Origin of the sequence: Brevibacillus fluminis (genome assembly GCF_003710825.1) — a bacterium.
GTDB classification, from domain to species: Bacteria; Bacillota; Bacilli; order Brevibacillales; family Brevibacillaceae; genus Brevibacillus_D; species Brevibacillus_D fluminis.
Window position 1 is genome coordinate 157,420 of sequence record NZ_RHHQ01000013.1, and the last position, 26,878, is coordinate 184,297.

Annotated in this window: 24 protein-coding genes and 1 rRNA gene; 12 read left to right on the forward strand and 13 right to left on the reverse strand. The window is 52.5% G+C overall.

The features are described from left to right. Positions 1-97: 97 nt before the first annotated feature. From EDM56_RS18345 to EDM56_RS18355, 3 genes are read right to left on the reverse strand one after another with little or no spacing between them, the layout of a single operon-like run. Entirely contained in the window at positions 98-1,618 is a 1,521-nt protein-coding gene (locus EDM56_RS18345; RefSeq protein WP_122919372.1) for an efflux RND transporter periplasmic adaptor subunit, read from the reverse strand. Between the two features lie 51 nt (positions 1,619-1,669). After that, a complete protein-coding gene (locus tag EDM56_RS18350) occupies positions 1,670-3,127 on the reverse strand; it encodes an ABC transporter permease (RefSeq protein WP_122919373.1) in 1,458 nt (485 codons plus the stop codon). Positions 3,128-3,159: 32 nt separating this feature from the next. Beyond that, positions 3,160-3,861, reverse strand: coding sequence for an ABC transporter ATP-binding protein (locus EDM56_RS18355; protein ID WP_122919374.1), 702 nt, complete (start codon positions 3,859-3,861; stop codon positions 3,160-3,162). A 243-nt stretch (positions 3,862-4,104) separates the two neighbouring features. Here EDM56_RS18355 and EDM56_RS18360 point away from each other — a divergent pair, with 243 nt between their 5' ends. Continuing rightward, positions 4,105-4,476, forward strand: coding sequence for a beta/gamma crystallin family protein (locus EDM56_RS18360; RefSeq protein WP_122919375.1), 372 nt, complete (start codon positions 4,105-4,107; stop codon positions 4,474-4,476). A gap of 116 nt (positions 4,477-4,592) precedes the next feature. Here EDM56_RS18360 and EDM56_RS18365 read toward each other — a convergent pair whose 3' ends face one another. Genes EDM56_RS18365 through EDM56_RS18375 form a run of 3 tightly spaced genes read right to left on the reverse strand, consistent with a single transcriptional unit; the run spans position 4,593 to position 7,595 of the window. Continuing rightward, complete coding sequence (locus EDM56_RS18365; RefSeq protein WP_122919376.1) at positions 4,593-4,826, reverse strand: hypothetical protein; 234 nt, start codon at positions 4,824-4,826, stop codon at positions 4,593-4,595. A gap of 5 nt (positions 4,827-4,831) precedes the next feature. Beyond that, positions 4,832-6,034, reverse strand: coding sequence for a Ger(x)C family spore germination protein (locus EDM56_RS18370; protein ID WP_122919377.1), 1,203 nt, complete (start codon positions 6,032-6,034; stop codon positions 4,832-4,834). A gap of 25 nt (positions 6,035-6,059) precedes the next feature. Continuing rightward, complete coding sequence (locus tag EDM56_RS18375; RefSeq protein ID WP_122919378.1) at positions 6,060-7,595, reverse strand: spore germination protein; 1,536 nt, start codon at positions 7,593-7,595, stop codon at positions 6,060-6,062. A gap of 165 nt (positions 7,596-7,760) precedes the next feature. Between EDM56_RS18375 and EDM56_RS18380 the strand changes: the two genes are divergently transcribed. The 4 genes from EDM56_RS18380 to EDM56_RS18395 all read left to right on the forward strand — a co-directional run bounded on the left by EDM56_RS18380 (position 7,761) and on the right by EDM56_RS18395 (position 13,652). Continuing rightward, positions 7,761-9,557 (forward strand): sigma-54-dependent Fis family transcriptional regulator, encoded by a 1,797-nt coding sequence (locus EDM56_RS18380; RefSeq protein WP_122919379.1) that lies wholly within the window; start codon positions 7,761-7,763, stop codon positions 9,555-9,557. A 309-nt stretch (positions 9,558-9,866) separates the two neighbouring features. Next, on the forward strand, positions 9,867-11,213 hold the full coding sequence (locus EDM56_RS18385; protein ID WP_122919380.1) for an aspartate aminotransferase family protein: 1,347 nt from the start codon (positions 9,867-9,869) through the stop codon (positions 11,211-11,213). 107 nt (positions 11,214-11,320) lie between these two features. Then, a complete protein-coding gene (locus tag EDM56_RS18390; RefSeq protein WP_122919381.1) occupies positions 11,321-12,826 on the forward strand; it encodes a vWA domain-containing protein in 1,506 nt (501 codons plus the stop codon). Positions 12,827-12,914: 88 nt separating this feature from the next. Beyond that, positions 12,915-13,652 carry a stalk domain-containing protein gene (locus EDM56_RS18395; RefSeq protein WP_122919382.1) on the forward strand — a complete coding sequence of 246 codons (738 nt, stop codon included), beginning with the start codon at positions 12,915-12,917 and terminating at the stop codon, positions 13,650-13,652. 20 nt (positions 13,653-13,672) lie between these two features. Here EDM56_RS18395 and pdxR read toward each other — a convergent pair whose 3' ends face one another. After that, complete coding sequence (gene pdxR / locus EDM56_RS18400; RefSeq protein WP_122919383.1) at positions 13,673-15,160, reverse strand: MocR-like pyridoxine biosynthesis transcription factor PdxR; 1,488 nt, start codon at positions 15,158-15,160, stop codon at positions 13,673-13,675. Between the two features lie 121 nt (positions 15,161-15,281). Here pdxR and EDM56_RS18405 point away from each other — a divergent pair, with 121 nt between their 5' ends. Next, a complete protein-coding gene (locus tag EDM56_RS18405) occupies positions 15,282-15,854 on the forward strand; it encodes a GNAT family N-acetyltransferase (protein ID WP_122919384.1) in 573 nt (190 codons plus the stop codon). A 2-nt stretch (positions 15,855-15,856) separates the two neighbouring features. Here EDM56_RS18405 and EDM56_RS18410 read toward each other — a convergent pair whose 3' ends face one another. After that, complete coding sequence (locus EDM56_RS18410) at positions 15,857-16,822, reverse strand: Gfo/Idh/MocA family protein (RefSeq protein WP_122919385.1); 966 nt, start codon at positions 16,820-16,822, stop codon at positions 15,857-15,859. Positions 16,823-16,952: 130 nt separating this feature from the next. Between EDM56_RS18410 and EDM56_RS31205 the strand changes: the two genes are divergently transcribed. Next, positions 16,953-17,858 (forward strand): LysR family transcriptional regulator, encoded by a 906-nt coding sequence (locus EDM56_RS31205; RefSeq protein WP_183192510.1) that lies wholly within the window; start codon positions 16,953-16,955, stop codon positions 17,856-17,858. Positions 17,859-18,008: 150 nt separating this feature from the next. Here EDM56_RS31205 and EDM56_RS18425 read toward each other — a convergent pair whose 3' ends face one another. After that, the gene (locus tag EDM56_RS18425) at positions 18,009-19,139 is read right to left on the reverse strand and encodes a histidine kinase N-terminal domain-containing protein (RefSeq protein ID WP_122919387.1); all 1,131 of its coding nucleotides are present in this window, start codon (positions 19,137-19,139) and stop codon (positions 18,009-18,011) included. 84 nt (positions 19,140-19,223) lie between these two features. Here EDM56_RS18425 and EDM56_RS18430 point away from each other — a divergent pair, with 84 nt between their 5' ends. The 4 genes from EDM56_RS18430 (at position 19,224) to mscL (ending at position 22,379) form a co-directional block, all read left to right on the forward strand. After that, the gene (locus tag EDM56_RS18430) at positions 19,224-19,925 is read left to right on the forward strand and encodes a DNA alkylation repair protein (RefSeq protein ID WP_122919388.1); all 702 of its coding nucleotides are present in this window, start codon (positions 19,224-19,226) and stop codon (positions 19,923-19,925) included. A gap of 87 nt (positions 19,926-20,012) precedes the next feature. Further along, positions 20,013-20,570 carry a nitroreductase family protein gene (locus EDM56_RS18435; protein ID WP_122919389.1) on the forward strand — a complete coding sequence of 186 codons (558 nt, stop codon included), beginning with the start codon at positions 20,013-20,015 and terminating at the stop codon, positions 20,568-20,570. 543 nt (positions 20,571-21,113) lie between these two features. Continuing rightward, complete coding sequence (locus EDM56_RS18440) at positions 21,114-21,734, forward strand: YitT family protein (protein WP_246009439.1); 621 nt, start codon at positions 21,114-21,116, stop codon at positions 21,732-21,734. 252 nt (positions 21,735-21,986) lie between these two features. Beyond that, positions 21,987-22,379: a large conductance mechanosensitive channel protein MscL gene (gene mscL, locus EDM56_RS18445; RefSeq protein ID WP_122919390.1), complete on the forward strand. Its 393-nt coding sequence runs from the start codon at positions 21,987-21,989 to the stop codon at positions 22,377-22,379. A gap of 55 nt (positions 22,380-22,434) precedes the next feature. Here the strand turns inward: mscL and EDM56_RS18450 are convergent, their stop codons facing one another. After that, positions 22,435-23,304, reverse strand: coding sequence for a LysR family transcriptional regulator (locus EDM56_RS18450; protein WP_122919391.1), 870 nt, complete (start codon positions 23,302-23,304; stop codon positions 22,435-22,437). Between the two features lie 122 nt (positions 23,305-23,426). Here EDM56_RS18450 and EDM56_RS18455 point away from each other — a divergent pair, with 122 nt between their 5' ends. After that, positions 23,427-24,329: a DMT family transporter gene (locus EDM56_RS18455; protein WP_122919392.1), complete on the forward strand. Its 903-nt coding sequence runs from the start codon at positions 23,427-23,429 to the stop codon at positions 24,327-24,329. Positions 24,330-24,640: 311 nt separating this feature from the next. Here the strand turns inward: EDM56_RS18455 and EDM56_RS18460 are convergent, their stop codons facing one another. From EDM56_RS18460 to EDM56_RS18470, 3 genes are all read right to left on the reverse strand, one after another. Continuing rightward, a complete protein-coding gene (locus EDM56_RS18460) occupies positions 24,641-25,984 on the reverse strand; it encodes a VPS10 domain-containing protein (protein ID WP_183192511.1) in 1,344 nt (447 codons plus the stop codon). Positions 25,985-26,294: 310 nt separating this feature from the next. After that, positions 26,295-26,486, reverse strand: a complete 192-nt coding sequence (locus EDM56_RS31210) for a hypothetical protein (protein WP_148040397.1) — start codon at positions 26,484-26,486, stop codon at positions 26,295-26,297. Between the two features lie 157 nt (positions 26,487-26,643). Continuing rightward, positions 26,644-26,878 (reverse strand): 23S ribosomal RNA (locus tag EDM56_RS18470); the annotation flags it as partial.

The window sequence follows — 26,878 nt, forward strand, 5'->3', positions numbered from 1 at the left end:
GTAACGTACTATGCGTTTTTTCATTATAACAGGGGATTTCTGATCGCGGCCTGAAAAAAGCAGCCTCTTCCATCGCAAGAAGAGGCTGCCCCGTATCTTATCCCATACCGCCTGTCACCATGACCTCATCGCCGGCTTTAACACCGCTCTTGATCTCAATGAACTCGGCGCCTTCAATACCAATCTCTACTTCCTTCGGCATCAGCTCGCCACTGTTTGGATCTTTCACCATGACGGTGCCTTTGCCTTCTTCAAGCACTTCCACCGCATTCACAGGCAGACGCACCACGTTTTCCACCCTGTTGACATTGATGTCGCAATCGCCCGTCATTCCGTGCTTCATCTTGCCACCGTCGGCGATTAAGATTTTCACCTCAAAGCGAACGGTTTTGTCCTGCGTGGTACCTTCCTGCGGAATTTCTACGACCTTCCCTTTGAAAACCTGATTGCCGAACGCCGTCACATATACATCGACGGTTTGCCCCACCTGGATGTAAGGAATGTCCACCTCGTCGACGGATGCCTTCATATAAACAGAGGACATGTCCATGATGACCATCGCTGGTTTACTGCCGTCGATCTGCTCGCCTTCTTTGGCGTTGATCTTGGTCACGACGCCGCCGACTGTTGCCGTCACCTGCTTTTTGCTCAAGTCGCGCTTTTTCTGGATCAAATCAAGCTGCGCTTCTTTCAAGTTAATCTCTTTTTCTTTCTTTTCCAGATCGCTCGCTTCCATGTCCATCTCGACCATCGTTTGGCCTGGCTGCACCGCGTCATCTTCCTTCACAAGCACTTTGCTTACTTTCCCCTCTGTACCCGCAACGATTTCCATCTCTTCAGGGAATTCGAACTTGGTGACGATTTGGCTCAACCCAATCTCGCCGTTTGGCCCGCGGTATTCGACCTGGCCGATGTCGCCGACGCCCAATCCGCTGTCCTTTTTCACCAACACCTCAACGTCATACAGCACGCCGGCGTTCTCCACCTTTTTCCCGGCCTGATCGATATTGGTTACGATCCCCTCTGTGTAGGTGAGCGATGCACGCAAGAAGACGCGCACTTGTTGGCCGACCTGGAACTTGGTTGATTGCACGGAATAAAATTTTCCCACGATCTTCAGATGGTCCATGTCGATGACTTTGGCGATCACCTGATTGGTGGATACCGTTTCCCCTGCTTTGACCATGATCTCTTTGATCTTGCCCTTCTTATCCGAAACGATCTTGTCCTTGCGTTTGCCCAACTCTAGCATATCCCGCTCCAATTTGGAGAGCGCGATCTCTTGCTTTTGAATCTGCAATTCCGCATCTGCGCTGTCAAACGTGAACAGCGGTGTCCCTTTGCTGACATGCTGCCCTTCCTTGACCAGAATCCGTTCCACCTTTGTTGACATGTCCGACTTTACCTCTTCATGCGCTTTGGCTTCTACAGTCCCGGTCGAATAAATCGTCTTCTTGACCTCGCCCGTGTCAGCAGCAACCGTTGGCAGCTGCGGCTTCTCCTCCATGACTGGTTCCTCCGCGGCTGAATTTGCTTTCCAATAATGATAGCCACCGTAGCCTCCGCCCCCCAACACAACCACGAGACTGCTGATAATGATCCACTTCTTCTTGCTCATAGTACCCTCTCATTCTGCTCACGACTTTTATTTTTCTTATCTCTATTTGATCTATTCGGAACGAATCGCTTGCAATGGACTTAGACGGGACGCGCGGAACGCCGGGAAGATCCCCGCCAACAAGCCGATGACGAATGAAAATCCGATGGCGAACATGGCGAGCCACAATGGGACAACCGCCAGCTTCGTCGGCGTATCTCCGGCAGGCATGCGTCCGCCGAACAAATTGAAATCCGGATTACTGGCTGCGACATAATTGAGGATTTCTACCGCGCCGTATGCGAGACCCAATCCCGTGATGCCGCCGATCAGCCCGATAAAGCCGGACTCGATCAAAAACAGCCAGCGAATATTGTAAACGGTCGCGCCAATAACTTTCATGATCCCAATTTCCTTCGTACGTTCCAGGATGGACATGATCATGGTGTTGACGATCCCGATTGTCGCAACGAGCAACGAGATCGCGGCAATTCCGCCCAAAATCAATTGAATGACAAAGAAGAACTTATTGATTTCCTTTAACTCACGCGCTGGAGAATAAATTTCATACCCGAATTTTTGCGCGCCTTCTACAACTTTTTCCACGTTCTCGCGGCTGTCGACTTTGACAAAAATGCTCTCGAATTCCGGCTTCGCCTTATCGTTGCGAGAGCGCTTGCGTGGCGCGTCACTGCCATTATTTTGCTGGTCCTGCTGCTCCAGCCACTTGTTCATTTCATCCACCATGGCAAGGGGCACATAGGCGACCGGGCCTCGGCCAAAGCGATTGTTTTCTTCTTTCTGGAATTGGCCGACCACTCGTACGCGAATTTCTTTTTTTTCAAATTTGCGGTCACCGTTCGAGTCTTCGTAATCGCGGCTCAGAACGAAGGTTCCGGTTTTGCCTACCGCATTGAAAGCAGTTGGCATGTCAGGGCCGCCTTCTCCTCCGAATCCACCACCCATATCGGCTGGGCGCCCTGCCCGATCATTGGCGCGGCGCTTCCGCTCTTCACGCTTATCTTTTTCCACATCGCGCATTTCGCGGGGAACCTCGTAGGAAATGACGATTTCGTTGGGTTGTCCGCTGAGGTATTCCCCTTTTTCAACCGTGCTTTTTTTCATGGCGCTCGATTCCTTGACGTCTACGCCGATTATTTGAAGATGTCCTTCGCGCCTGCCGATTTTCAGCTTGGCGTCGCTGTGCAGCTGCCTGGTTGGCATGACGGCTTGTACGCCGGGAATCTGCTTGAGCTCCAGCACTGCATCCTCATTCAGCTTTTTCAGTTTGTCAGGCGGAATCGGCTTTTGTGTTTTTTCGTCCCAATACATCGGTGCGACTTCCATTTCGGTGAGGTTCCCGAAATTCTCCAGACTTTTTACCGCGCTTTCCTTCAGGCCCAAGCTGAGCGAGATCATGGCGACAATCGCAGCCGTACCGATCATGACCCCAATCGAGGTCAGGATCGTCCGCAGCTTCATCCGCCACAGATTGCGCCACACAATCCCCAATGAATCCAATAGTTTCAATTCTCCCACACCTTTTTATGCATTTGCATGATTTACGCCAGCATGCCTTCCTTCTGGATGACCCTGCCATCCTTGAGATAAATAACGCGATCCGACATCTCCGCCACCCCTTGGTCGTGTGTGACGATGACAAACGTCGTTTTGTTTTCGCGGTTCATCTCGCGCATCAGGATCAAGATTTCCTCTTCCGTCGCACTGTCGAGGTTCCCTGTCGGCTCATCAGCCAAAACGATGCTCGGCTTGGTTACAAGGGCGCGGGCGATACTAACGCGCTGCTGCTGTCCACCCGACAATTCATTGGGACGGTGCTTCATTCGTTCTTCCAAGCCAACCATCGCAAGCATTTCCTTTGCCCGCTTGATCCGGTTGCGCCTGCTCTCGCCGAGGAAGACAAGCGGCAGCTCGACATTTTCCAATGCGGTCAAATTGGGCAGCAGGTTGAAGGACTGGAAGACGAAGCCCATCGATCTGCGCCGGAACAAGCACAGCTGATTTTCGTTGTATCGAGAGATTTCCTCGCCGCTAATGAAGATTTGCCCTTCCTCCGGCCTCGTCAGTCCCGCCAACAGACTGAGCAGCGTAGATTTTCCTGACCCTGACGTCCCGCAAAGCGCGATGAATTCACTGTTGTTGATATGCAACCCCACATCATACAGTACCGGCACTTTCAGCTTGCCCGCACCATAGCTGTGATTGATTCCGACTGCGGTTAATTCTCCTGGCTTATTGCTCATCTGCATTACCCCTCAGTTACTCTGGCAGAATATTTTTTCCAACTCTGTAAGTATGACGAACGAGTAGGAATAAAGTTACAACCTTTTCCTGAAGGCAAATGACGCGCAATAATGTGCTAGATTTGCTGATCTTTCACCCGTAGAAACGTGAAAACAAGCAGATGACCATTCACATTCGTACAAGAACCCGACCTGACTCTTACATATTGTGTAACTATCATTATGAGAATGAGGTGAAACGATATGGAAACCAGTCTTCGTCTTTCGCTGTATTCCCAGAAAAACTACAAGGGTCGCCGGATCCGCTTTAAACGCGGCGGTGTTGCTATCCGCGATATGCACGCCTTCGATTTCAATAACAGGCTCTCTAGTTTTCGTGTCAGCAATTTGAGAGAACCCGACAATGTGACGCTTGTGTTGTTCTCCGCAGCTAATTTTAAAGGCAAAGTCAGAGTCTTCCGCGGTTCCCAAAACATCCCCCGGCTTTCGAGATTCGGCTTTGACAACATCACGACATCGCTGATCCTCGTCTGTGGTCGGATGTCAGATGAAACCATTTCCCAGATATGCCGTACCGGTCAAATTCCAAAAAATATTTTGGTCATCAGTGACTGAGTGGAAAACACATGCCATTACAGATCAAAACCATTTCGAGCTGTATAAAAAAGCAACCGTCGGAAACGATCCGCTGTTCGACGGTTGCTTTTCTTTTTAGCCCCCTAGGCCCATGCTCATTTGAAAAGACTGTCAACCATATCACTGACCGGTTTGTACACCGCAATGATCCAATCCATTGGATTCGGAAGTTCAATATGCATCGCCAGTGCGATATTCAGCCCTGTCCCGACGAGCAGCAGAACTGAAAACGCCAACAGCTCCCGTCTCTGCTTTTTTTTGAGCAAGCTCGGCACCTCAAGCAAACAAATGATCAAAATCACGATGAGTATTCCTAGTACACTCCCCATACGTTCTACTCCTTAATGTACTGCGTTAGCGGGTTGCTTGCTTTGCCAAGCCGTCTGATATGAATATCCGCTTTGATGTTTACTTTGAGCTTGGGAAAATATTTGGTCTCCCAATCTTTTCGGATCTTTTTCCAAGCCTTTGGGTCGGCACGATGAAGCGCCGAGCCGAATCCGAAAATATCTGCCTGGTATTTCTTTTGCACAGAGCTGATGGTTGACATAATCAATTGCTCAAATTGTTTTTCCGCCGATTGTTCCAGCTCAGCGATCACCTTTGGATCCATCAAATCAACCTTGCACTCCACTTCCCCTACGTTGTCCTCCGCCCGGACCTGAATCGTGATTTCCGGCTGGCCCTTGACGAACTTCCCTTTGATTTTGGCCTGTGAGCGGATGACCTCAAGCCCCATAATTCCACCTTTCGGGCACTTGATTTCACCGATCGTGCTTTTCACCTGGTTGGTGATATAGTTGTAGCCTTTGCTCTGCTCCTCATTCAACCAGCCAATCAGCTTATCCCGCCGAAAAACGCCCAAACCGGAATAGGCAAGCGTAGTAATCGGCTGGATGCTGTCAATATTCGCCCTGGTTTCTCCTTGTTTGTTTAGGTGCCTCAGCTCAAGCCCTGTCAAAACCGGCTGCTTGCCTTCTTCCGCCAAGGTTGATGCCAAGTCGAACAGCGTGATGGCACTCGTCGGCGCCCACGCCTTCTGCGACGCTTCAAGTGAAGAAAACAGCTTGATGGCCGGAATTTTTTCAATCGTGGTCAAAATTTTCAACGTATCTTCCGCTTTTTGCTCTTCCTTTGCAATGACGACATAAAAATCGCTCCGCACCTCCTGATCCCGCAGGACGAGATCCAGAACTTTGCCGATGCCATTCCGCGCGAGCTCCTCCGAAATGATCAGCATGCGCAGATGGGACAAGTAGATTTTGCGCGGAGACACGCTGGTCATTTTCCGCAGTGCTTCGAAAATCGTGCCTCCCGATTGCTGATAAAACGTCACGGGCAAATAGGAGTTGTTTCCGCCTTTCGCTGCAACCGCACCCGGGTTTACCACCTGCACGCTGACTTTGTAGTCTTTTCCATCTTTATCAATCGCAAGTGCAACCGCGATCGCCAGTTCGTTCAGCTCCCTCCGGTTCCAACAGCCAGAGACAAAGAGAAGAAGGCAGAGCAGCCCCAAGAAAAGTCCCTTTTTCCGCATCCCCCCAACTCCCCTTTCCATTGGCTTATTGGCGTTGTTTTGGCCGGTTGCTTTTCTGCCGGACATTGTTCCAGGAACTGATCAGATGGGGGCGCGTCAGCATCATCCAGCGTGGGACGCGGAGCAGCACATCTTTTTGGTCAGAAATCTGCATCGGAGCAAGCGGGCTCATATACGGTACGCCAAAGCTACGCAGACTGCACAAATGCAGGACGAGCGCGATCAAGCCGACAATAATGCCGAAAATGCCGAACGAGGCAGCCAGTCCCATCAGCCCAAAACGCAAAATCCGCACGGAAATGCCCATGTTGAATGCGGGGAACACAAAGGTCGAGATGGCAGTGATCGAAACGACGATGACCATCGCGGCAGAGACGATCCCTGCGTCAACCGCTGCCGTCCCGATGACCAGCGTACCGACAATCGACATCGCTTGCCCGATTGCCCGCGGCATCCTTACGCCCGCTTCGCGCAAAATCTCAAACGTGATTTCCATTACGAGGGCTTCAATAAACGCCGGAAAGGGCACGCCCTCCCGCTGCGCTGCCAAGCTGATCAGAAGCTGGGTCGGCAGCATCTCCTGGTGAAACGTCGTGATGGCGATGTACAACGACGGACCAATCAGCGCGATAAAAAAACAAAGCAGGCGCAGAAAACGCAGCAGCGTGCTGATATCGGAACGCTGGTAGTAATCGTCAGCAGACTGGAAAAACTCAACGAACAAGGCAGGCACCGTTAAGACGAACGGGGTTCCGTCCACGACGATAGCCACACGGCCCTCAAGCAAATTCGCGCACACCACATCGGGCCTCTCTGTATTGAAGATGGTGGGAAAAGGCGTCGTGGTGCGGTCCTGGATTTCTTCCTCAATGAAGCTGCTCTCCAGCACGCTGTCCAAATCGATCCTGTCCAGACGGACCCGCACCTCTTCCACCACTGTTTCATTGGCAATCCCTTCGATATACATGATGGCGACGTCCGTTTTCGTCGATCGCCCCACCATCCGCTGCTCCACACGCAGTCGGGTGTCGCGGATGCGTCTGCGGATCAGCGCGGTATTGGTACGAAGCGTCTCGGTAAAGCTGTCCCGCGGCCCGCGAATGATCGATTCTGTCGATGGCTCCGTGATCGCCCGGGCTTCCCAGCCTTTTAATGACAGCAGAAAGCCGACATCAAAACCGTCAAATAGCAGAATGACGTTGCCTGACAGCAAAGCGGTGAACAAATTATCGAAATCGGCGATTTCCATGATGGCGGCGACCGTCAGCACATCGTTTTTGAGCCGTTGCAAAAAGCCCTCCTCCGCTTGCAAAACGGCAGCCCACACCGCCGGGTCCATTTTGAGCATAAGCGGCTCCATCAAATAATGATGAAGCGACTGCGTATCCACCAAGCCTTCCGTATAAAAAAGCGCAGCCCGGAGCGGCGCTTCTTCCGTGCCGATCAAAAGCTCGCGCAATACAATGTCTGAAGCGTAATGAAGCTCCTCCAACACCCTTGTAATGTTATCCTGGAGGTTCGGATATAACGGTTCCAGTTGTTCCGGAGCCTGCTCTCGCATCGCTGCCCTCCTATCTAGCCAAGGTTGTGTCTATTATTTCCTTGAATATTTGCCTTCATGCGAAAACCGCAAACGCAAAATCATTGCCCGCCGCTCTGCTTTTTCGATACAATTCTCCTAACATCTGCCGTTTTCCTTAGGCTACGCGATCGGAGGTCACCTGCCATGTCACGTTTATTGGATATTCGCCAGACGACTCAGGAGGTTGCGGAAGCAATCACCGCCGCATTGGGAATCGATGTCGAGATCATCGACGACCGTCTGACCATCATCGCCGGAACAGGGCGTTATAAAGAAAAGATCGGGCAAAAGGAAGAAGAAGGAAACGTTCAGTCCGGGCTCACGTACAGCCAGGTGCTGCAAACCGGCGAGCCGTATGTCATCGAAGATGCCCAAAACAACGCCGACTACGCCGCGCTGGAGGCCGAGCTGGCTGAAGTGTGCTGTCCCATCAAGCTAAGCGGACGGGTGATCGGCTTGATGGGGCTGGTTGCCTTTACTGAGCAGCAACGCCATACGCTCCTCTGCAACCGCGGGCCTCTGCTTACTTTTTTGGAACGGATGGCCTATTTGCTCGCAAGCAAAGTTTCCGAAACCAAAATCGCTACGGAGCTGACGAGCATCGTCGAAACGATCCGCGACGGCATCCTGGCTGTCGATAAGGACGGGATCATTACATCCTGCAACATGATGGCGGAACGGTTGATCGGGCAGACGCGCGAGCAGCTGATCGGGATCGCCCTTTCCAAGATCTGGCCCGACAGTTCCTTTCACGAAGTGCTGCAAAGCGGCGTTGGATACCGCGATCGAGAAGAGATCCATACGCGCTCCCCGCTTCGCCGTGGCGGCATGCCCTTGCATTTTTTTACAACTGTGATGCCGATCAATGCCAGCGGTCACGGCGCAAGCAGCGCAGACCATGCACCAATCGGCACTGTCCTATCGTTTCGCGACAGCGCTGATGTGCGACGGATGGTCTATGACTTGACGGAAAAGGAAGAAAGCTCTTCGTTCCAAGAAATCATCGGCACCAGCGAAACGATCCTGCGCGTTAAGGAGCAAGGGCAAAAAATCGCGCTCAGCAACTCGACCGTCCTAATTACCGGAGAAAGCGGAACGGGAAAAAGCTTATTCGCCCGGGCGATTCATCATAGCGGCTCCCGTAAAAAACGGCCGTTCATCACCGTCAATTGCGGTGCGATTCCTGATGCTTTGCTGGAGAGCGAGCTTTTTGGCTATGAGCCCGGCGCCTTTACCGGCGCCAGCAAAAACGGAAAAGTCGGCAAGTTCGAGCTGGCAAATGGAGGCACGATTTTTCTCGATGAAATCGGCGACCTTTCTCTCCATTTGCAAGTAAAGCTGCTCCATGTGCTGCAATATCGGGAGATCGAACGGGTCGGCAGCACTCGCTCCCTGTCTATCGACGTCCGCGTCATCGCGGCCACCAACCGAGATCTGGAGCAGATGATCACGGACGGAGAATTTCGCGAGGATCTGTTTTTTCGCCTGAATGTCATCCCGCTCCATCTTCCCTCGCTCAAGGAACGGCAGGAAGACATCCCACTTCTCCTCACGCAAGCGCTGGCGAGGCACGCCCGCTTGATCGGCAAGGAAATCAGCGGGTTTGATCAGGAGACGATGGAGCTTTTGGTTAGCTATCAATGGCCGGGAAATATTCGCGAGCTCGAAAACGTCGTGGAGTACGCAGTCAATCTGGCGACCGAGCGGCTCATCACGGTCGACAGCATTCCCGCCCGCCTGCGTCGCACCCATTCGGGAGAAAAGGAAACGCGCAAGCTGAAGGCACAGCTCGATGTATTCGAAAAGCAAATCATTGAGCGCGTGCTGCGGGAAACTGGCTATTCGGTGGAGGACAAGGTGAAAGCGGCCAAGCTCTTGGGAATCAGCGAATCGACGTTGTACCGACGCATCCGCGAACTGGGCATTCGGGCACGTCCGTAGCGTTTGTCAAATTTGAAAAATGGTTGTCAAAAACAACAAACCTGATTGGATCGCCTCATTTTGTCGGCTCCCCTCTTTCTTGCAGCTTCAATTTGTCAAATTTGAAAAACCGGGAACGAATCCCATGGCCTGGTAAGTCCGTCTTATCAGGCTTTTTCTCATACAGTTAAGAATTTATAATTCTTATCCAGTATAAGTGCAACCGCGGCTTAAGCCAAAAGCATGGCGTAGCCAGGTTTTCTAATGGCACGGGAATTGCTCTTTTATTTCAGCGGAAACCATTTTTCTGGTGAAGGAGAGAATCGAGTCATGATTGATCGCACACGACTGCAATCCCTGATTGAAAAAGAGCTGCAGCTGTTTGAGGAAACGCACCCTCGCTCCAAAGCACTGTACGAGCGGGCAAAAGCAAGCCTGCTCGACGGAGTGCCGATGAACTGGATGGTTAAATGGGCGGGCGGGTTCCCGCTGTTTGTCAAGGAAGGCTCCGGCGCTTATTTCACCGACGTGGATGACCACCGCTACATCGATTTCTGTCTCGGCGATACCGGCTCGATGACGGGGCATGCGCCCACAGGTTCTGTCGAGGCGATCGCGGACCGCGTCCGCAAAGGTGTCACATTCATGCTGCCGACGGAAGATTCGATCTGGGTCGGCGAGGAGCTGACTCGCCGCTTCGGCCTGCCGTATTGGCAAGTGGCCGTCTCCGCGACGGATGCCAACCGCTTCGCGCTCCGACTGGCACGCCACATTACGAAGCGCAAATATGTGCTCGTCTTCAACTACTGCTACCACGGAACCGTGGACGAAACGTTCGTCACGCTGACTGATGGGGATGCCCACAGCCGCGTGAGCAACATCGGGCCGGCCATCGATCCGACGATGACCACCAAGGTTGTGGAGTTCAACGACATCGAAGCGCTGGAAAAAGCGCTTGCCCCCGGCGACGTCGCTGCCGTACTGGCGGAGCCTGCGATGACCAACATCGGCATCATCCAGCCGGAACCAGGGTTCCTCGATGCCCTGCGCGAAATCACACGCCGCACCGGCACGCTGCTGATTTACGATGAGACACACACAATGTCGGCTGGACCTGGCGGCTACACCGGCGCACACGGACTGAAGCCCGATATGCTCACCGTCGGCAAAGCGATCGGCAGCGGCATACCGACCGCCGTCTACGGCTTTAGCCATGAGGTTGCTGCAATGATTCGCGGTTCCATTGATCTGGAAGGTGCGGATGTCGGTGGGATCGGCGGTACGCTGGCTGGCAACGCGCTATCAATGGCGGCGATGCGCGCCACGCTCGAAAATGTGCTGACCGAAGAGTATTTCGAACGGAACATCGCGCTCGCCGAGCGATTTGCTGACGGCGTGCAATCTGTGATTGACGAGAAACAGCTCCCGTGGATCGTCAAGCGCCTGGGCTGCCGCACCGAGTACTGGTTCCGCGACACAGCGCCGCGAAATGGCGGAGAAGCTGCCGCCGCAGCCGACTACGAGCTGGACCGCTACATGCACCTGTATGCGCTGAACCGCGGCATTTTGATGACGCCGTTCCATAACATGGCCTTGATCTCCTCGCAGACAACAATCGAAGACATCGATTACCATACGAAAGTCTTCCGCGACAGCGTGGAAGAATTGCTTGCCTAAAGCAGCTTGCGCTTGCCTTGCCGATCGCCCCGTGAACCTGTTTCACGGGGCTTTTTCGTGCAACATTCCTTATTTTTCCACGTCTTAGCATCAAAGGGGGTTTTACCATGAAAAAAAGAAAAATCATGGGGCTCATCGTCACAATGTCACTCGTCTCTGCAGGCTGCAGCAGCAGCCAAGCACCCGCTCCAGTCGGCGGAAACGAGGCGCAAAGCCAATTCCAGGGACAAATGTCCAGCGCGGATAGCACTGCGTTTGCACCAAATCCAGGCGCCCTCGGAAACGGCATGTACTTTGAATCATACGGAACCAACTCATTTGTCTCGACAACCGACGACCGCCTCTCCACCTTCGCGGTCGATGTCGACACCGGGGCTTATTCGGTCATGCGCAATTACATTTCCCGCGGCTCGCTACCGCCAGAAAGCGCCGTACGACTTGAGGAATTCATCAATTATTTTCCGCTTGCATACGAACCACCAAAAACCGGCAGCTTCGCCATCTACACAGATGCTGCTCCCTCCCCGTTTTCCCCTGGCAACGAAGTGGTGAGGATCGGGATCAAAGGCAAAGAAATCGCCGCACTTGAGCGTAAGCCGGCGAATCTCGTCTTTGTCATTGACATTTCAGGATCGATGAATCAGGAAAACCGCCTTGGGCTGGTGAAACAAAGCCTCTCTGTGCTGGTGAATCAGCTGACCGAGGGGGATCGGGTCGGAATCGTCGTATACGGCTCGAACGGCCGTCGCCTGCTGGAGCCGACCTCCGTCCAAGACAAAGGAAAAATTTTGGCCAGCCTCGACTATCTGATACCAGAAGGATCAACCAATGCTGAGGAAGGGTTGCAGCTGGGTTATGCGATGGCGGCAGAGTCTTTTCTGAACGGTGGCATCAACCGCGTCATCCTTTGCTCGGACGGCGTCGCCAATGTGGGCGAGACTCGCGCCTCAGCCTTGCTGGAGCGCATCGACAATTACGCCTCCGACGGCATTTTGCTCAGCACATTCGGTTTTGGCATGGGCAATTACAACGATACGTTGATGGAGCAGCTTGCCGACAAAGGGGATGGGGTCTACGCCTACATCGACAGCTTTTCCGAAGCGCGCCGAGTGTTCACCGAAGCATTGACCGGCACGCTGCAGACGATTGCGAAGGACGCCAAAATCCAGGTGGAATTTGATCCCAAGCAGGTGGCGGAATACCGCTTGCTCGGCTATGAAAACCGGGACGTGGCGGATCAAGACTTTCGCAATGATCGCGTGGATGGGGGCGAAATCGGCGGTGGCCACAGCGTTACCGCCCTATATGAAGTGAAGCCGCGAGGAGATCTCTCGCACGATCTGGGTAAGGTCCGCTTCCGCTATCAAAACGCGGACACGGGAAAAACGGAGGAAATCGAGAAGACGATCGGCCCTATAAGCAGCAAGCCCGCACCCGAGCTGCTCTTCCTCTGCGCCGTTGCCCAATATGCCGAGATTTTGCGCGGAAGTCCGTGGGTGCAGAATGGCTCGCTCGAATCGGTTTTGGAAGTGGCGCAGCCCGTCGCCAAAGGAGAAGAGCAACTGGAGTTCATCAAGCTTGTGAAAAATGCGCTCGCCCTTCGTGGCAGGTAAAAATGGGTAAAGGTACGATCGGAAACATTCCTGCACCCCCACAAGTCTATCATGATACACACACGAACTTCGAAAGGAAGCTACCGATATGAAGCTAAAACCTAGACACAACATCCTACCGCTCCTGGCAATCAGCCTGGCATTTGGTGGCAGCGGCTATGCCAAATCACTCACGGAAAAAATTAGCGCGCGATTCGCCAATATCAAGCTGATTGTCAACGGCAAGACCATTGATACGAAAGCCGAGCCGTTCATCTATAACGGCAACGTCAACGCACCGGTTGCGACGGTCGCCAATATGCTCGGGATCAAGCAGGAATGGGATAACAAAACCCCTGCTGTGCGCTTTAGCAGCGGCAATCCTGTGCCACAGACAGTCCTCGACCGCCTGCTTGAGCCGATCACTCAGGATTACAGCAATCCGCGAACACGTTCACCACATAAGCATTTGTTGTCCAAAAACTTCATCAACATGTCAGGTGCGAGCTCTTCCGAGTTTTTGGTCAATTTCGTTTATACCTCTGTCGAGGGTATCCCCTATGATTCGTACGCTTCGCTTTTCCGCTATGAACAAGGTCAAGCAAAGCTCGTCAGCACGATTCACCTGTTTGAAGGCGAATCTGGCGCGAACGCGGACGGCTCGCAACCGAGCGGAGACGTCGTGTACAACCCGGACACCAAGGAGATTTATGTCCATCGCCATGCATTCAAGCTGATCACGACGCCAACAACCTCCTCCTTTGGTAAAGGAGAGCTGCTGGAATCAAGCATCGTGCAGTTTAAAAACGGCAAATTAGTCAAAACCGACGAACTGAAAAAAGGATAAACACGCCGAAAAAAGAGAGATCACGATTCGCGGGCTCTCTTTTTTTCTGCGCCGAACCACGCCTCATGCAACTGTTCGATACCGGGGCGGATGTCCTCGATGTGCATGCCGCCGAACCCAACCAAAATGTGCGGCATAACATCAAGATTTAGCCTCATCCAGCTTTTCGTCGTCGTGTATATCTTGACCCCACGGGCCGCTGCTTCTGCTGCCAACTGTTCGGCCGTGGCAGCCAGCTTGATCCGCAGGACAATATGAAGGCCCGCAAATTGGGCCACAACCTCCACCCGATCCTTGGGCATGATCGAAGTGATCGCATGAAGCAGCTCAGCATGCTTGCGCCCATACAGGCTGCGCATCCGGCGCACATGGCGGTCCCAGTGGCCTTTTTGCATAAACAGCTGCAGCGTGCGCTGATGAATGCGCGGAACCGGGCACGGGTAAAAGGAAAAATGCTGCAAATAACGCTCCAACAGGGCAGGCGGCAGCACGGTGTAGTTCACCCGCAATGCCGGCGACAGCGCTTTGGAAAAATTGCTGATGTAAACGACCCTGCCATCTTGATCCAAGCCTTGCAACGATGGCGTCGGCTTCACATTGTAGCGAAACTCGCCGTCATAATCGTTCTCGATGATGTAGCCGCCTGTCTCTTGCGCCCACTGCAAGAGCCGGAGCCGTTTGCCGATCGGCATCACCATGCCGCGCGGATACTGGTGGGCCGGTGTCACATAGACGGCATGCGCTCCGCTTTCCGCTAGACTCTCGACGTCAAGCCCATCCTCCTCCAACGGTATCGGCACCACCTTGTGTCCATATTGCGTAAACACCTCCCGCACATCGGCATACCCCGGCTCCTCCATCGCGATGATACGTCGATCGGGCCCAAGCATCAGGGCGAGAAAGCCGATGGCCTGCTGGAAGCCAGACCCGAGCAAGATTTGCGCAGCGTCACAACGTACCGTCCGGGCGCGCTGCAAGTAACGTGCGATTTCCTCGCACAGCTCTGGTTCCCCCTGGTTCTCGCCGTAAAAAGAAAAATCATCGCGGAACAAATCCAGTGCCTCACTCGCGCATTTGCGCCACTGTGTGAACGGGAAATGCTCCAGATCGATGATCGAGCCGTGAAAATGGTAAGCGATCGGCGGTGCTGTTGTTCGCTCGGTTCCTGCCGCCTCGCCCTCCTGCACGGGGGAATGTGTAGACTGTCCGTTCGCCAAATGACTCAAGACGATCAGTTCACCCGATTCGTCGATGGCCCGCTCCTCCAATTCGGCTACATAAAAACCGCTGCGCGCTCGGCTTTCGATGAAGCCCTCTGCGGCAAGCTGCTGATACGCGGTCTCCACCGTAATTTTGCTTACGGAAAGCGAGCTGGAGAGCTGGCGGACAGACGGCAGCCGGGAATGCGCAGCCAATCGGCCGTCCATGATCGTTTCGCGGAAATGGCGATAGATTTGCGCATAGAGTGGTTCTTCCGCTTTCGGATGCAAGCGCGGCGTCATATCCATTCGGTTTGTTCCCCACAATCTGACCTTGTCATATTTTTTACAACTGACACTATCGATCATGTCAATTTTTCCTTACCATAAGCGTATCACATCGGTGTTGATGATTGGAGGAAAAACGTATATGCATGTACATCTGCAAGGAAAACGGGTCATTTTGCGAGATTTGCAGCCGGCGGATATCGAGCAAATTTACTTTTGGAAGTATCTCGCTTCTGACCGGGAGCACCTCAATTGGAATGGGCCCTATGCGCCGCTCCCGGAGCTCACGCTTGAAGAATACAGCAAAAAGCATGACGAAAGCCTGTCGCTGCTAGATACTGCTACTCCTCGCACCGAGCTGGTCATCGAGATCGACGGCGAGCTGAAAGGCACAGTCGGACGGTATTGGGTGAGCGAGGTCACCAACTGGTTCGAAATCGGCATCGCCATCTATGACTCTCGCTACTGGTCCGGTGGCTACGGAACCGAAGCGTTTCAGATGTGGATCGACTATTTGTTCACCCATCTGCATACCGTCCGACTAGGCATAGGGACCTGGTCAGGCAATGAGCGGATGATCCGTCTCGCCGCCAAATGCGGGATGCAGGAAGAAGCGCGCGTGCGCAAAGCGCGGATCGTGCGCGGTGCGTATTACGATGCGATCAAAATGGGCATGCTGCGGGAAGAATGGGAGGAACGAAAAAGCAGAGGATAAGGTTATCCCCTGCTTTGCAGCAACCGTTCCAGCACGTTTTGCACGTCAAACCCTGCCTCGAAATCAACCACGTCTCCCTCACCCGTGCGAATGGTGGAAGCGAGCTGTGTGAGCATGTCCGCGAGATGATCTGTTGGACCGACGGCGATCTCAGTCAACTCTTCACCAACCCCGCCGCCTTCCAATCGGCTCCAGTCGACGAGCGCGAGCGTCCCCTTTGTGCCGTACAGCGTGAATGCGATACGTTCCTTGCGTGCGATTTGGCTGACGCCATTCATCAGCACAGGCGGGCCATCCTCAAGACGCAGGGTAGCGACAATTCCGGTCTCACATGCCTGCGGGTCTTCAGGATATTCCAGCTGAGAGTCGACGGCAGCAACCTTGCCGAACAAGCTCTTCGTCAAATGAATGTAATGCGGCATCACCTCGCGCACGAATCCACCCTGCTCGCGCCCCCCGATCCAAGGGTTTTGCTGCCACGGACGCGGCCACTGGTGGAAATGCGTCGTTATTTCCACGCGACGCACCTCGCCTAAAAACCCTTGTGCCATCCGCGCGGACAATTCGCGAAAAGCAGCGCGATAGTAAGTCGGGAAATTCATCGCGTGCACTACGCCCGCCCGCTGCGCCGCCTCTCGCATCTCATCCGCTTCCTCAAGCGTGTTGGCCAAAGGCTTTTCACATAAAATATGCTTTCCTGCCGCCAGCACATCGAGCGCAATCCGGTGATGGTATGCGGGAGGTACTGCGATATACACGAGATCAAGCGCAGTCTCCTGCAACAGAAGCTGATAATCCGTATACCATGGCAAATCCCCCGCCTCTTTGGCTGCTTCCTCCGAGCGATTGGCGTCCGTATCACACACTGCCGTCACCTGAAAGTCCGGATGCGCAAGAAACGTGTGGAACAGCTTGCCCCCCATTCCCCCGAGACCGATAATGCCGACTTGTATTTGTTTGCTCATCATTTCAAACCCTCTTTCCCATCGCGTTTGCTCGATTCTTTACCTTAACGATAGGACGGGAAATATCATTCGTCAAATGAATATTTCCTATATATACTATAATCAAACACTTATAGAAAGCGGCGGTACTCTTATGACGTTTACCCAACTTGAAGTCCTGCTAGCCGTTGTGGATGCCGGTAGTTTTTCCAAAGCGGCAGACGCACTGGCCATGAGTCAACCCGGGATCAGCCATGCGATTGCAAGCCTTGAGGCGGAATTCGGCGTCACGTTGATCAATCGCAGCCGAACGGGCATTACACTGACCGGAATCGGCGAAAAAATCGTCGCTCGCATCCGCGAGATGCTCCACCAGCGGGAGCTCATTTCGCAGGAGGTCGCCTTGGAAACGGGTTTACACACAGGTGCACTCATCATCGGCAGCTTCCCCAGCATTCTGGCACGCTGGCTTCCGCGTCTCATCCATTCGTTTCAATCCGCCTATCCGGGCATCGACCTGAAAGTGAAGGAAGGTAGCTACGAGGAGATCGAGGGATGGCTGACGGCTGGCACGGTGCATCTTGGTTTTATCACCCGTCCTGCCAAACAGCTGGAGTCCGTTGCGCTCGCCCACGACGAGATGGTTGCACTGCTCGCCCCCGGCACCCTTTCCCCTTCTGACGATCGGCACGGAATCACCCTCGATGAGCTGGCACGCCTTCCGTTCATCATGCCGATTGCGGGCTGCCAAACGCTGATTGGGGAATTGTTTGACGAGGCGGAGTGTCATCCGCACGTACAGTTCGAGATACGTGAGTCAGCCACAATCGTCAATATGGTTCGCGAAGGCATCGGCGCAAGCATTTTGCCCCGGATGGCTCTTCCACAGCACATGGTTGGCGTCCAGATTGCCTCCCTCGCCCCGTCTCCGGTATTTCGCGAAATCGGCCTGGCTGTGCGCTCCCTTTCACTCGCGTCGCCAGCAACGCGGGCTTTCCTACAGTTCGCCAAGCAATGGGTGCAGGAAAAGGATTTTGCCGCACCGGAGCCCACCTCGTGAGCGGGTGATTAGAAAACCTGGCTACGCCATGCTTTTGGCTTAAGCCGCGGGTGCCCTTATACTGGATAAGAATTTTATAGATTCTTATCTGTACGAAAAAAAAACGTGAGCACCTTCACTGCTCACGCTTCCCCAAACAGACGATTTCTTTTATTTTCTCTCCTCCTCATCCGTCTCATGCTGCGGCAGAGGGAAACGGATCGTGAACGTCGTCAACGACTCATCAGAGGTACAGGTGATCGTGCCTTCATGGCGAACGATCATCTGCTTGCAAATATAGAGGCCGATGCCCGTTCCAAGCTCCTTGGTCGTCACGAACGGTTCGAAAATGACCGGCAGCAAATCCTGCGGGATCGGCTGCCCGTTATTAGCGATGCTGATGACGATGTCTTCTTTTTCCCGTTTCACATCAATCCAGACCATTCGCTCACCGTTACGTTTTAATACAGCATCAATTGCGTTTATAATGATATTTGAGAATACTTGGCGGATTTCTTCGCGGTATCCGACCATTCGCAGCCCCGGGTCAATCTGCGTTTCGATATCTACATTCACGTCGACGATTTGCGGATACAAAAACGCCAGCGTCTCCTCGAACAAATCAACAAGCAGAATCGGCCCTTTCATCTGCATGGAATGGCCTTTTTTCGAGACCAACAAAAATTGGGTCACCCGATAATTGAGCAGTTCCAGTTCGTTCATCATGATATCCAAGTAGGGCAGATCGGGCTTCTCCTGCATCAGCAGCTTGGTAAACCCCATCACCGATGTCAACGGATTGCGAAATTCATGGACAAAGCTCGCTGACATCTGTGCCAAGATGGTCAACCGCTCTTTGTGGGTCTGGTCAATAAACAGTTGCTTCTCTTCTAGGTCGGTATTTTTCAGATCATTGTAACGTGTCACCGTTTGTGTGAGAAAATGGTCAAAGCAGTTGCTAATTTTAGTCAAGGGCTCGAATCCCCAATTCACACAAGCGTCGTTCTGGTAGATATGTTGGAACAGAACCTGCCTGCCCAGACTTACGTTATGGACGAAATCACCGATATTGCTTTTTGCCTGAATTCGTTCGACTGCCACTTTGTGAGCCAGCTGTGTAACATCCTCAAGGGTGTTTTTATCCATTACATAACCAATAACCAGATGAAGCATGGCAACAATATTCTGAGACATTGCTTCATGGCTTAGGTCCCACTCGGAAAGAATGACACTTTTTCGGAATTCACGAATCAAACAATCCTGGCTCTCCTCCAGAAACCGGGCAAATTCTTCCGTTATCATGGTACGTCACTCCGTCGGTTCTTTTGCAATCATATCTATTGATTATATCGTCATTTTTGGAGAAGAAAAGGAGAGTTGTCTAATATGACCATAACTTTTGTAAAAAAGTTGCAAAATTTCCTGTTTCCCTTCCAAAATTCATCCGAATCCGCCCCGATGAGCGCCTATATGCGGAACTTATTTCCGTTTCTCGGAATCAAAACACCAAAACGCGCGGAATTGCTGCGTGCCTTTTTAAAGGAAAACGGCAAGCCTGCCGCGGATGAGCTGGAGGCTGTTGTCCGTGAGCTTTGGGCACTGCCGGAACGCGAGTACCAGTATATCGCATTGGCCTTGCTGGAAAAGCAGAGCAAGGCTCTTCCCCGCGATGCCATCGGGCTTTTCGAAAACCTGATTGCCGACAAATCGTGGTGGGATACCGTCGATGTGCTTGCCGCGCATCTGGTCGGGGCTTATTTCCGGCAGCATCCGGAGCAAATTCCGGTTTACATCGAAAAATGGCTTTCATCGGACAATTTGTGGCTCAGACGAACAGCGATTCTTTTCCAGCTTTCCTATAAAGGTGCAACCGACTTGCCGCTGCTGTTCCAAATCATCGACCGCTGCTTGCCTTCCGATGAATTTTTCATCCAAAAAGCGATCGGCTGGGCGCTGCGGGAATATACAAAGACAGACCCAGCGCCTGTGCTTGCTTTCCTGGAAAGCAGGCAGCTACCGCCATTAAGCAGGCGGGAGGCACTGAAAGTGCTGGAACGAAAAAAACAGCGGGAGCACGCAAAAAGCTGAGCAGCGATCACGATTTTCGCACACCGTCGTGCGGACACCTGATCCCTGCTATAATGAATCTAAAAAATGGGAGGGGAACCCAATCTTATGGCTATATTTGATTATTTGAAAGCGCGCAGAGCAATCCGCAATTATGAACCCACTGAGATCGAGGATGAAAAGATCACCAGCCTCTTGGAAGCTGCGACTTACGCACCGAATGACCGGATGCGCGAGCCGTGGCATTTCTACGTGATCCGCGGCGAGGCAAAGGAGCGTTACAAACAGGTGGCATTGGATTATTTGCAGGAGCGTTTCCCGACCAAGCCCCACCTTGTTGCCGAATCGGTGAAGGTGCTGGAAAACACCCCATTGGTGATCATCGTCACCGCTGACATCATCCCGAATGACCCGGCGGCTTCCGTCGATAACGAGTATGCTGTCTGCTGCGCGATCCATTCCATGTGGCTCGCGGCACAAGAGCTGGGGTTGGGCATGGTGTGGCGCACGCGCGGCGTCGGGCTTGTCCATGACGAACGCCTTCATCGCTTCATCGGCGCACCGGAAAATCGCAAAATCGTGGGAAATCTGTTCATCGGATATCCGGCGGGTGAAGCCGAAGCGACCAAACGAACGCCGCACCCGGAAAAAACAACGTATTTGTAGCGGAAAACCAACTTGTTGGTTTTTCTACGGAAAATCAGTTCACTGGTTTTTCTACGGAAAACCGGTTTATCGGTTTTTCTTCCATCTAGCCGATGATCCGCTACGTCCAGCACAACAAGGTTTTAACGCTGTCTTTACGCTTTTTTTACAGATATTTGCGAACAACCCGCAAAAACCGGCCTTTTATCAGCAAAAACCGCCGAATTCATACTGCCATTCTGCACTATTCGCATTCTCCTCAGTTTTGCATAGGAGAAGCGCTGTTTTCCCCCTGTCCTTCCTGTTTTTAGGCGACCCTGCGCTCATGGTATAATGAGATCAGATTGAAGAAAGGATCAGGATACCATGTGTCCCTACAGGACAGTCTGGAAACGTTATGACCTCTCCTATATCTAGCGTCGTAGGTAGTTGACTGTTGCGCAAAGCACACCAAAACTAGCTACGAAAGCGAGATTTTAAGATGAGAACCGGTGATCCCTCCAGGATGACCATCGTAGTTAGTTGGGTGCGAGTCTAAACTAACTATGATGAGAGGCATTCTTTATGAGGGCAAAACAAAAGCAAAGCAAACAGTTGTTGGTCATGATTTTGGGTACGTTTTTATTGGCTTTCAGTTATTACCACATTAATTTCCAAAACAATCTGACTGAAGGCGGCTTCATGGGTTTGGCGCTTTTAGGCAAATTCGCCTTTAACATCTCGCCTACCCTTACAATGGTTGCGCTGGACATTCCGATTTTCATCCTTGCCTTGTTCCTGAAAGGGCGCAAGTTTTTGATGAATACGATGATTGCAGCCACTGCGTTTACCGTGTTTTACGAGATTTGTGATCGTTTTTCGCCGTTGGTGTTCGATATGCACCAATACATGCCGATCGCAGCCATCTTGTCCGGGATTACGACCGGTTTTGGCGCAGGGATCGTCCTTCGCTACGGTGGCGCTACAGGAGGAGACGACATTTTGACGCTATTCCTGAGCAAATTCACCGGATTGTCGGTTGGTACGGTCTTCTTGATTATCGACTTGGTTGTATTGGGACTTTCGCTCCTGTACTTGCCGCTGATGGCGACGCTGTACACGGTGCTTGCAGTCAGCATCTCCGCTCGTATCATTACCTGGGTGGTGGAGTACGGACGCCGCGACAGAGAAAGCGTAACCGCATGAGAATAAACTGGATAAACCCGTTCCCCTTTCCTGCTTTTTATGGAGGTGTGGACGGGTTTTCTTTCTGAAAAACGTCTCGACGTTTTTCAGTAGATTGGATGTGACCGCTTGCGGTCAGCACTTTTGTCCCCCGATGAGAGGGGAAAAACGGCCATGACCGTTTTTGTGTCTTTAGGCGAACGCGCTCACTTGCAAAATATGATATGATGGCAGAAAGAAAAACAGAGCTTTACTGTAAAGGAGAGACCTCCCATGTGGAATGAATTTAAAAAGTTTGCCATGAAGGGCAATGTGCTGGATTTGGCAATCGGGGTGATCATCGGGGGCGCTTTTGGCAAAATTGTCAGTTCCCTGGTCAACGATGTGATGGTGCCAATCTTGGGGCTGTTGATGGGGGGCCTGGATTTGACTAGACTGGCGCTGACAGTCGATAAAGCATCGATCAAGTACGGAGCATTCTTTCAATCTGTCATCGATTTCCTGATCGTATCCTTCTCCATTTTCCTGTTTGTCAAAGCACTCAATCACTTCAAGCGCAAAACGGAGGAAAAACCGGCCGAAGCGCCAGCACCATCCAAGGAGGAGCTGCTACTTACGGAGATCCGCGATTTGTTGAAACAGCAAAATCAACGTGAAACCCAATAGATGACCTACATGACGGGAGTAAAGCTTTGCCGATCGCGCAAGCTTTACTCCTGTTTCATTTATTCAATAGATAGCAATCGGTCAACGCTTCTACATACTGCTCAAATTGCGGCTCGTACACTACCTGGATCGTCCGATAAAAGGAGTCGGTATCAAAATCCCGACAAACAATGGCGGGATCATGCATGCTCTCGGCCACCATTTTGGGCGCAAAAGACAAGCCATACCCTTTGGCGACAAAGCGAACGATGGAATCATTGAAATCGAGCTCCAACGCGACATTGGGATTCGCAATCCCCTGAGTGCCGCACTGCTGGCGGAATGCGGTGCGAATGTCACACGGATCTTTAAACATCACAAGACGCTCCCGACAAAGCGCCTCAAAGCTGATGGCGGGCAACTCCGCCAGCTCATGCGTTGCTGGCAAAAGCGCTATGTATTGTTCGCGGAACAGCCGACGTACCGGCAGCTCCAATCCACCTGCATAATCTTGTACGAAAGCGATATCCACCTGTCCGCGGACAAGCAGCTCGCACAGCTCCCTCGTCGTATCCCGGATGACCATCTGGCTGGGCTGCTCTCTCACCTGCTCTTTGCTCAACAAATCCGGCAGGTAGAAGCTCCCGAGGCTCGGCAACGCACCGATGCGCACCTGCCTGGTCGTCGTATAACGCTTCACCGCTTGCACGGCCTGCTCTGATTGCTCCAAAATGCTGCACGCTTTTTCATAGAAATACCGCCCAGCGTCGGTCAGCTCAATCCCCGTGGTTTTGCGCAAAAACAAGCTGCATGCCAGCTCACGCTCAAGCAAAGCAACCTGCTTGGTCAAAGCTGGCTGGGAGAGATATAAGGATTGGGCCGCCTTGTTCAAACTGCCCCGTTCGACGATGCTCACGAAATATTTTAACTGCTGTAGTGTAAACATTGCGTTTCTCCTTACTCTTCGTTATAACCGTAAGTTATACCCCTATTCGATATCGATAGTACCACACTGACACGCCCCCTTGGTATTCTTTTCATCAATACAGAAGAGAGGGGACGCTTTTATTGATCTTGTTAAACTATATTGTCATGTGCCTTATTTTTAGTACGTCATTTTTAGCAATTAAGCTAGGCCTTACGGATGGAATGCCGCCTTTTTTCTTTGCCGCTCTCCGCTTTTTGCTGGCGGGTGCGCTCATTTTGGCTTTTCTTGGCTTGCGCAAGCAATGGAGTCCACTACCGTTACGCTCCTACCTCGACATCGCCACCGTCGCCTTTTTGATGACGACGATTCCCTTTGCATCGCTTTACTGGGCAGAACAGCATATCTCCTCCGGCATGGCTGCACTGCTTGTCGCCACCGCCCCGATATTTAGTACCCTTTTGTCGATCGCACTGGGGCAGGTGCGCTTCCGCTGGCATTTGCTCGCGGGACTTCTGCTCGGCATATGCGGGATTTATCTGGTAGTCGGTGCAACGCCTGAATCTGCACAGCAAGGGCCGCTGCCACTGATCGGCAAGCTCGCGATCGTTTCTTCGGAGTTGATCTATGCAATCGGCGTCATCCGCTCCAAGCGATTGCTGCAAACCGTGCCGCCGCTCACCTTTAATGCACTACAAATGACGTTTGCCAGCGTCGGGCTGCTCTTCCTCTCCTTACTATTCGAGGATACGCTGCAGATTAGGTTTACGGTGGCGAGCCTGTCCAGCTTGCTGTATTTGGCCTGCATCGTCTCAATTCTCGCCTTCGGTATGTTTTATTGGCTGCTCAAAGAAACCAATCCTACTTTTCCGGTCACCTGGACCTATGTCTCTCCGGTGATTGCGCTAGTGATCGGGGCTATATTTTACCGCGAGCCCGTTTCGGTTGGTCAGCTTGCCGGAGGGTTTAGCGTTCTTTTGGGCATCCTGCTTTTGAACGCGTCCGTCTGGCGCAAGAGCGAACGAAAATCTGCTGTTCCCGAATGAAAAAAGCCCGACCGACTGAGACTGACTCGTCGACCGGGCTAATTTTAATCTGTAAGTGTTGTTACTTGGCTGCAGAATCGGTCTGACACGGTTTTTCCGCTTGCGTCTGCACGAATCCTGCGATGTCCACGCCCAGCGCCTGCGCGACGCGGGAGCCGAACTCCACATTCGCGCGGGAGAAGTTGCATATCGCTTGGGTAAGTCATCAGTTCTTTCAATCTTTTGACGAGTGACGCGGCCCTCCAACTTCGGTTCGCTTTCGTTGTATGATGGCGCCTCTTTCGGCGTGTTTGCATAGCTGTTCGGTTCCGTTATTTTGACTGGCTTGGCGCAGCAAAAACATGCGCCTTTTTCCAATGCTGACCGCCATCCGCCGTCGTATACATAACCGCTGGAGCCGTTTGGTCGGTGCAAATCCACCAGCCATGCTTGGCATCGGCAAACGCCAGCAGCTGCTCACCGAAACCTTCGAAAGCGGCGGTTCCTGCGGCAACCGTTTTACCTCCGTCTGTCGTCCAACCGATGGTGTTCGGTTTATCACACGCCATGCATTGCGCCCCGATATATGCTTCCTTTGTGTTCAGCACATAAAGGGCACCAGGGCTCGAGCCGCCGATTGTCGGTCCGCCTGTGTATTCCATGGGGAAACCAGGAGCTGGTCCGCCGCCTGCGGACGACTTGGCGATGACGGTCTGCCAGCTTTTCCCGCCATCTGCCGTGTGGAACAGGGAGTAGGAGGTTTGGTTCATGCCGGAATCGCCAATACATTCGACCCATGCGTTGTTGCTACCTGCCGAGCGGATGATGGCGTTGGTGAGAGCAATCGTGTGTTTTGTCATGACCGCCTTCCATGTCTTGCCCCCGTCTGCTGTTCGTTGGATTTGCATGTTCACGTTGTCATATGTGACTGCCCAGCCGTTTGCCTTGTCGTGAAAATAAGCATCTCCGACTGTTTTTGGCGGGAGCGGCAGCTTGCTCCACGTTTTGCCGCCGTCTGTCGTCCGCCAGTTTCCGCTGAATGCCTCTGTTGCGGATACGAAATGCAGAAAGCCTTCCTGTGGAACCTTCCCTGCAACGTTCCACGTCTTACCGCCATTTGTCGTATGCAAAAGCTGAAAATCGGTGCTTTTGCCTGCCATTTGGATCGTCGCCCATGCAGCCTGGTCATTGAGAGCGAAAAGCTGTGTGACCGTTCCCGTCACGTTTTTCTGCACGCTCCATGTTTGGCCCGCATTTGTTGTCTTCGCAATCCACCCTTCTCCTCCGAGCCATCCGGTTGTAAAGCTCGCTAAGCGAGCCGCTGTCACTTTGCCGAAACGGACGTTCGCAGCTGCTTGTGGCTGATTCTCTGCCGACGGGACCAGCCTTGGCGTGGTTTGAGGCTGAGAGGCTGCTGGCGCCTGCTGCACGGGTGCTGGCGCAGTGGTAACAGTTGTTGGCTTTGCTGCAGTTGCTGTTCCGGTTGCACCCGTGGTTACCGTTTGCGTTGCAGATTCTGGTTGATTGGTCACAGGCTGTTTATTTTGAATCGCTGGTGCATTCGGTATGGGTTGCTGGCCCTGCACCTGAGCCGTTTGTTGACATCCTGTTACGGTGATTGCCCCCGTAAGAAAAAGCATCAGCATCGGTGTTTTCATCATCGCGATTGGTTTCATTTTCGTCACTCCACTCAAGGTGTTTTGCTTTCTGTACCCTTTAGACGAATCGCGTCTTGGAATCTTACAGAAGCCTTTAACGTGGATTGTGCTTATTGTTATGGTTCTACTTGAAAAAAGACTGTCCGTTTTGCAACGACAGTCTTTCAAGGCGAAGGGGGATGGGATATCACGCCGGTGGATAAGGGATATCGTTTGCATCATTCATGCCCCAGAAAAAGGTGAACAGTAAGTACCAAATCAGGACAACCCTCGATACAGGCAGCAAAAGTACGTTACCCCAAATGCCGATATGGAAAAAGACACCAGTTTATCCCCGCAATCGCCCCAGCAATGCGGAAGCGAGGCCAAACGGTGCAGCTAAAGTCGCGGGAACGGCGAAAAGAGCGGCGTTGCGGAAAAAGAAGCCTGCCGCAACAAGCGCAACCACCAGCAAAACAACTGATATGAGCGAATAGCAGATCGCCTTAATGGGGATCGTCCTCCGTTTTATAGATTTCACAGAAAAAATCCATATACTACCATATTTTATATGATTCTAGTTAATCTCATAGAGCTTCTCTAGCAATACCGGTATTAACAGCAAAAAAGCCATCCGTGATGGATGGCTTCCTTTATTCCTTGAAAACTGGATACGCAAGTATGCTTGTGGATTAGTTGTGGATAAGCCCTCGACCGATTAGTATTCGTCAGCTCCACGCGTTACCGCGCTTCCACACCGAACCTATCAACCTCATCGTCTATGAGGGGTCTTACCAGATTAACTCTGTGGGAAATCTCATCTCAAGGGGGGCTTCACGCTTAGATGCTTTCAGCGCTTATCCCGTCCATACATAGCTACCCAGCTGTGCTCCTGGCGGAACAACTGGTGCACCAGCGGTATGTCCACCCCGG

Coding starts and splice junctions, on each gene's coding strand:
- EDM56_RS18345 (WP_122919372.1), bottom strand. CDS start 1,618: ATGAGCAAGAAGAAGTGGATCATTATCAGCAGTCTCGTGGTTGTGTTG.
- EDM56_RS18355 (WP_122919374.1), bottom strand. CDS start 3,861: ATGAGCAATAAGCCAGGAGAATTAACCGCAGTCGGAATCAATCACAGC.
- EDM56_RS18360 (WP_122919375.1), top strand. CDS start 4,105: ATGGAAACCAGTCTTCGTCTTTCGCTGTATTCCCAGAAAAACTACAAG.
- EDM56_RS18365 (WP_122919376.1), bottom strand. CDS start 4,826: ATGGGGAGTGTACTAGGAATACTCATCGTGATTTTGATCATTTGTTTG.
- EDM56_RS18370 (WP_122919377.1), bottom strand. CDS start 6,034: ATGCGGAAAAAGGGACTTTTCTTGGGGCTGCTCTGCCTTCTTCTCTTT.
- EDM56_RS18375 (WP_122919378.1), bottom strand. CDS start 7,595: ATGCGAGAGCAGGCTCCGGAACAACTGGAACCGTTATATCCGAACCTC.
- EDM56_RS18380 (WP_122919379.1), top strand. CDS start 7,761: ATGTCACGTTTATTGGATATTCGCCAGACGACTCAGGAGGTTGCGGAA.
- EDM56_RS18385 (WP_122919380.1), top strand. CDS start 9,867: ATGATTGATCGCACACGACTGCAATCCCTGATTGAAAAAGAGCTGCAG.
- EDM56_RS18390 (WP_122919381.1), top strand. CDS start 11,321: ATGAAAAAAAGAAAAATCATGGGGCTCATCGTCACAATGTCACTCGTC.
- EDM56_RS18395 (WP_122919382.1), top strand. CDS start 12,915: ATGAAGCTAAAACCTAGACACAACATCCTACCGCTCCTGGCAATCAGC.
- pdxR (WP_122919383.1), bottom strand. CDS start 15,160: ATGGATATGACGCCGCGCTTGCATCCGAAAGCGGAAGAACCACTCTAT.
- EDM56_RS18405 (WP_122919384.1), top strand. CDS start 15,282: ATGCATGTACATCTGCAAGGAAAACGGGTCATTTTGCGAGATTTGCAG.
- EDM56_RS18410 (WP_122919385.1), bottom strand. CDS start 16,822: ATGATGAGCAAACAAATACAAGTCGGCATTATCGGTCTCGGGGGAATG.
- EDM56_RS31205 (WP_183192510.1), top strand. CDS start 16,953: ATGACGTTTACCCAACTTGAAGTCCTGCTAGCCGTTGTGGATGCCGGT.
- EDM56_RS18425 (WP_122919387.1), bottom strand. CDS start 19,139: ATGATAACGGAAGAATTTGCCCGGTTTCTGGAGGAGAGCCAGGATTGT.
- EDM56_RS18430 (WP_122919388.1), top strand. CDS start 19,224: ATGACCATAACTTTTGTAAAAAAGTTGCAAAATTTCCTGTTTCCCTTC.
- EDM56_RS18435 (WP_122919389.1), top strand. CDS start 20,013: ATGGCTATATTTGATTATTTGAAAGCGCGCAGAGCAATCCGCAATTAT.
- EDM56_RS18440 (WP_246009439.1), top strand. CDS start 21,114: ATGAGGGCAAAACAAAAGCAAAGCAAACAGTTGTTGGTCATGATTTTG.
- mscL (WP_122919390.1), top strand. CDS start 21,987: ATGTGGAATGAATTTAAAAAGTTTGCCATGAAGGGCAATGTGCTGGAT.
- EDM56_RS18450 (WP_122919391.1), bottom strand. CDS start 23,304: ATGTTTACACTACAGCAGTTAAAATATTTCGTGAGCATCGTCGAACGG.
- EDM56_RS18460 (WP_183192511.1), bottom strand. CDS start 25,984: ATGAAACCAATCGCGATGATGAAAACACCGATGCTGATGCTTTTTCTT.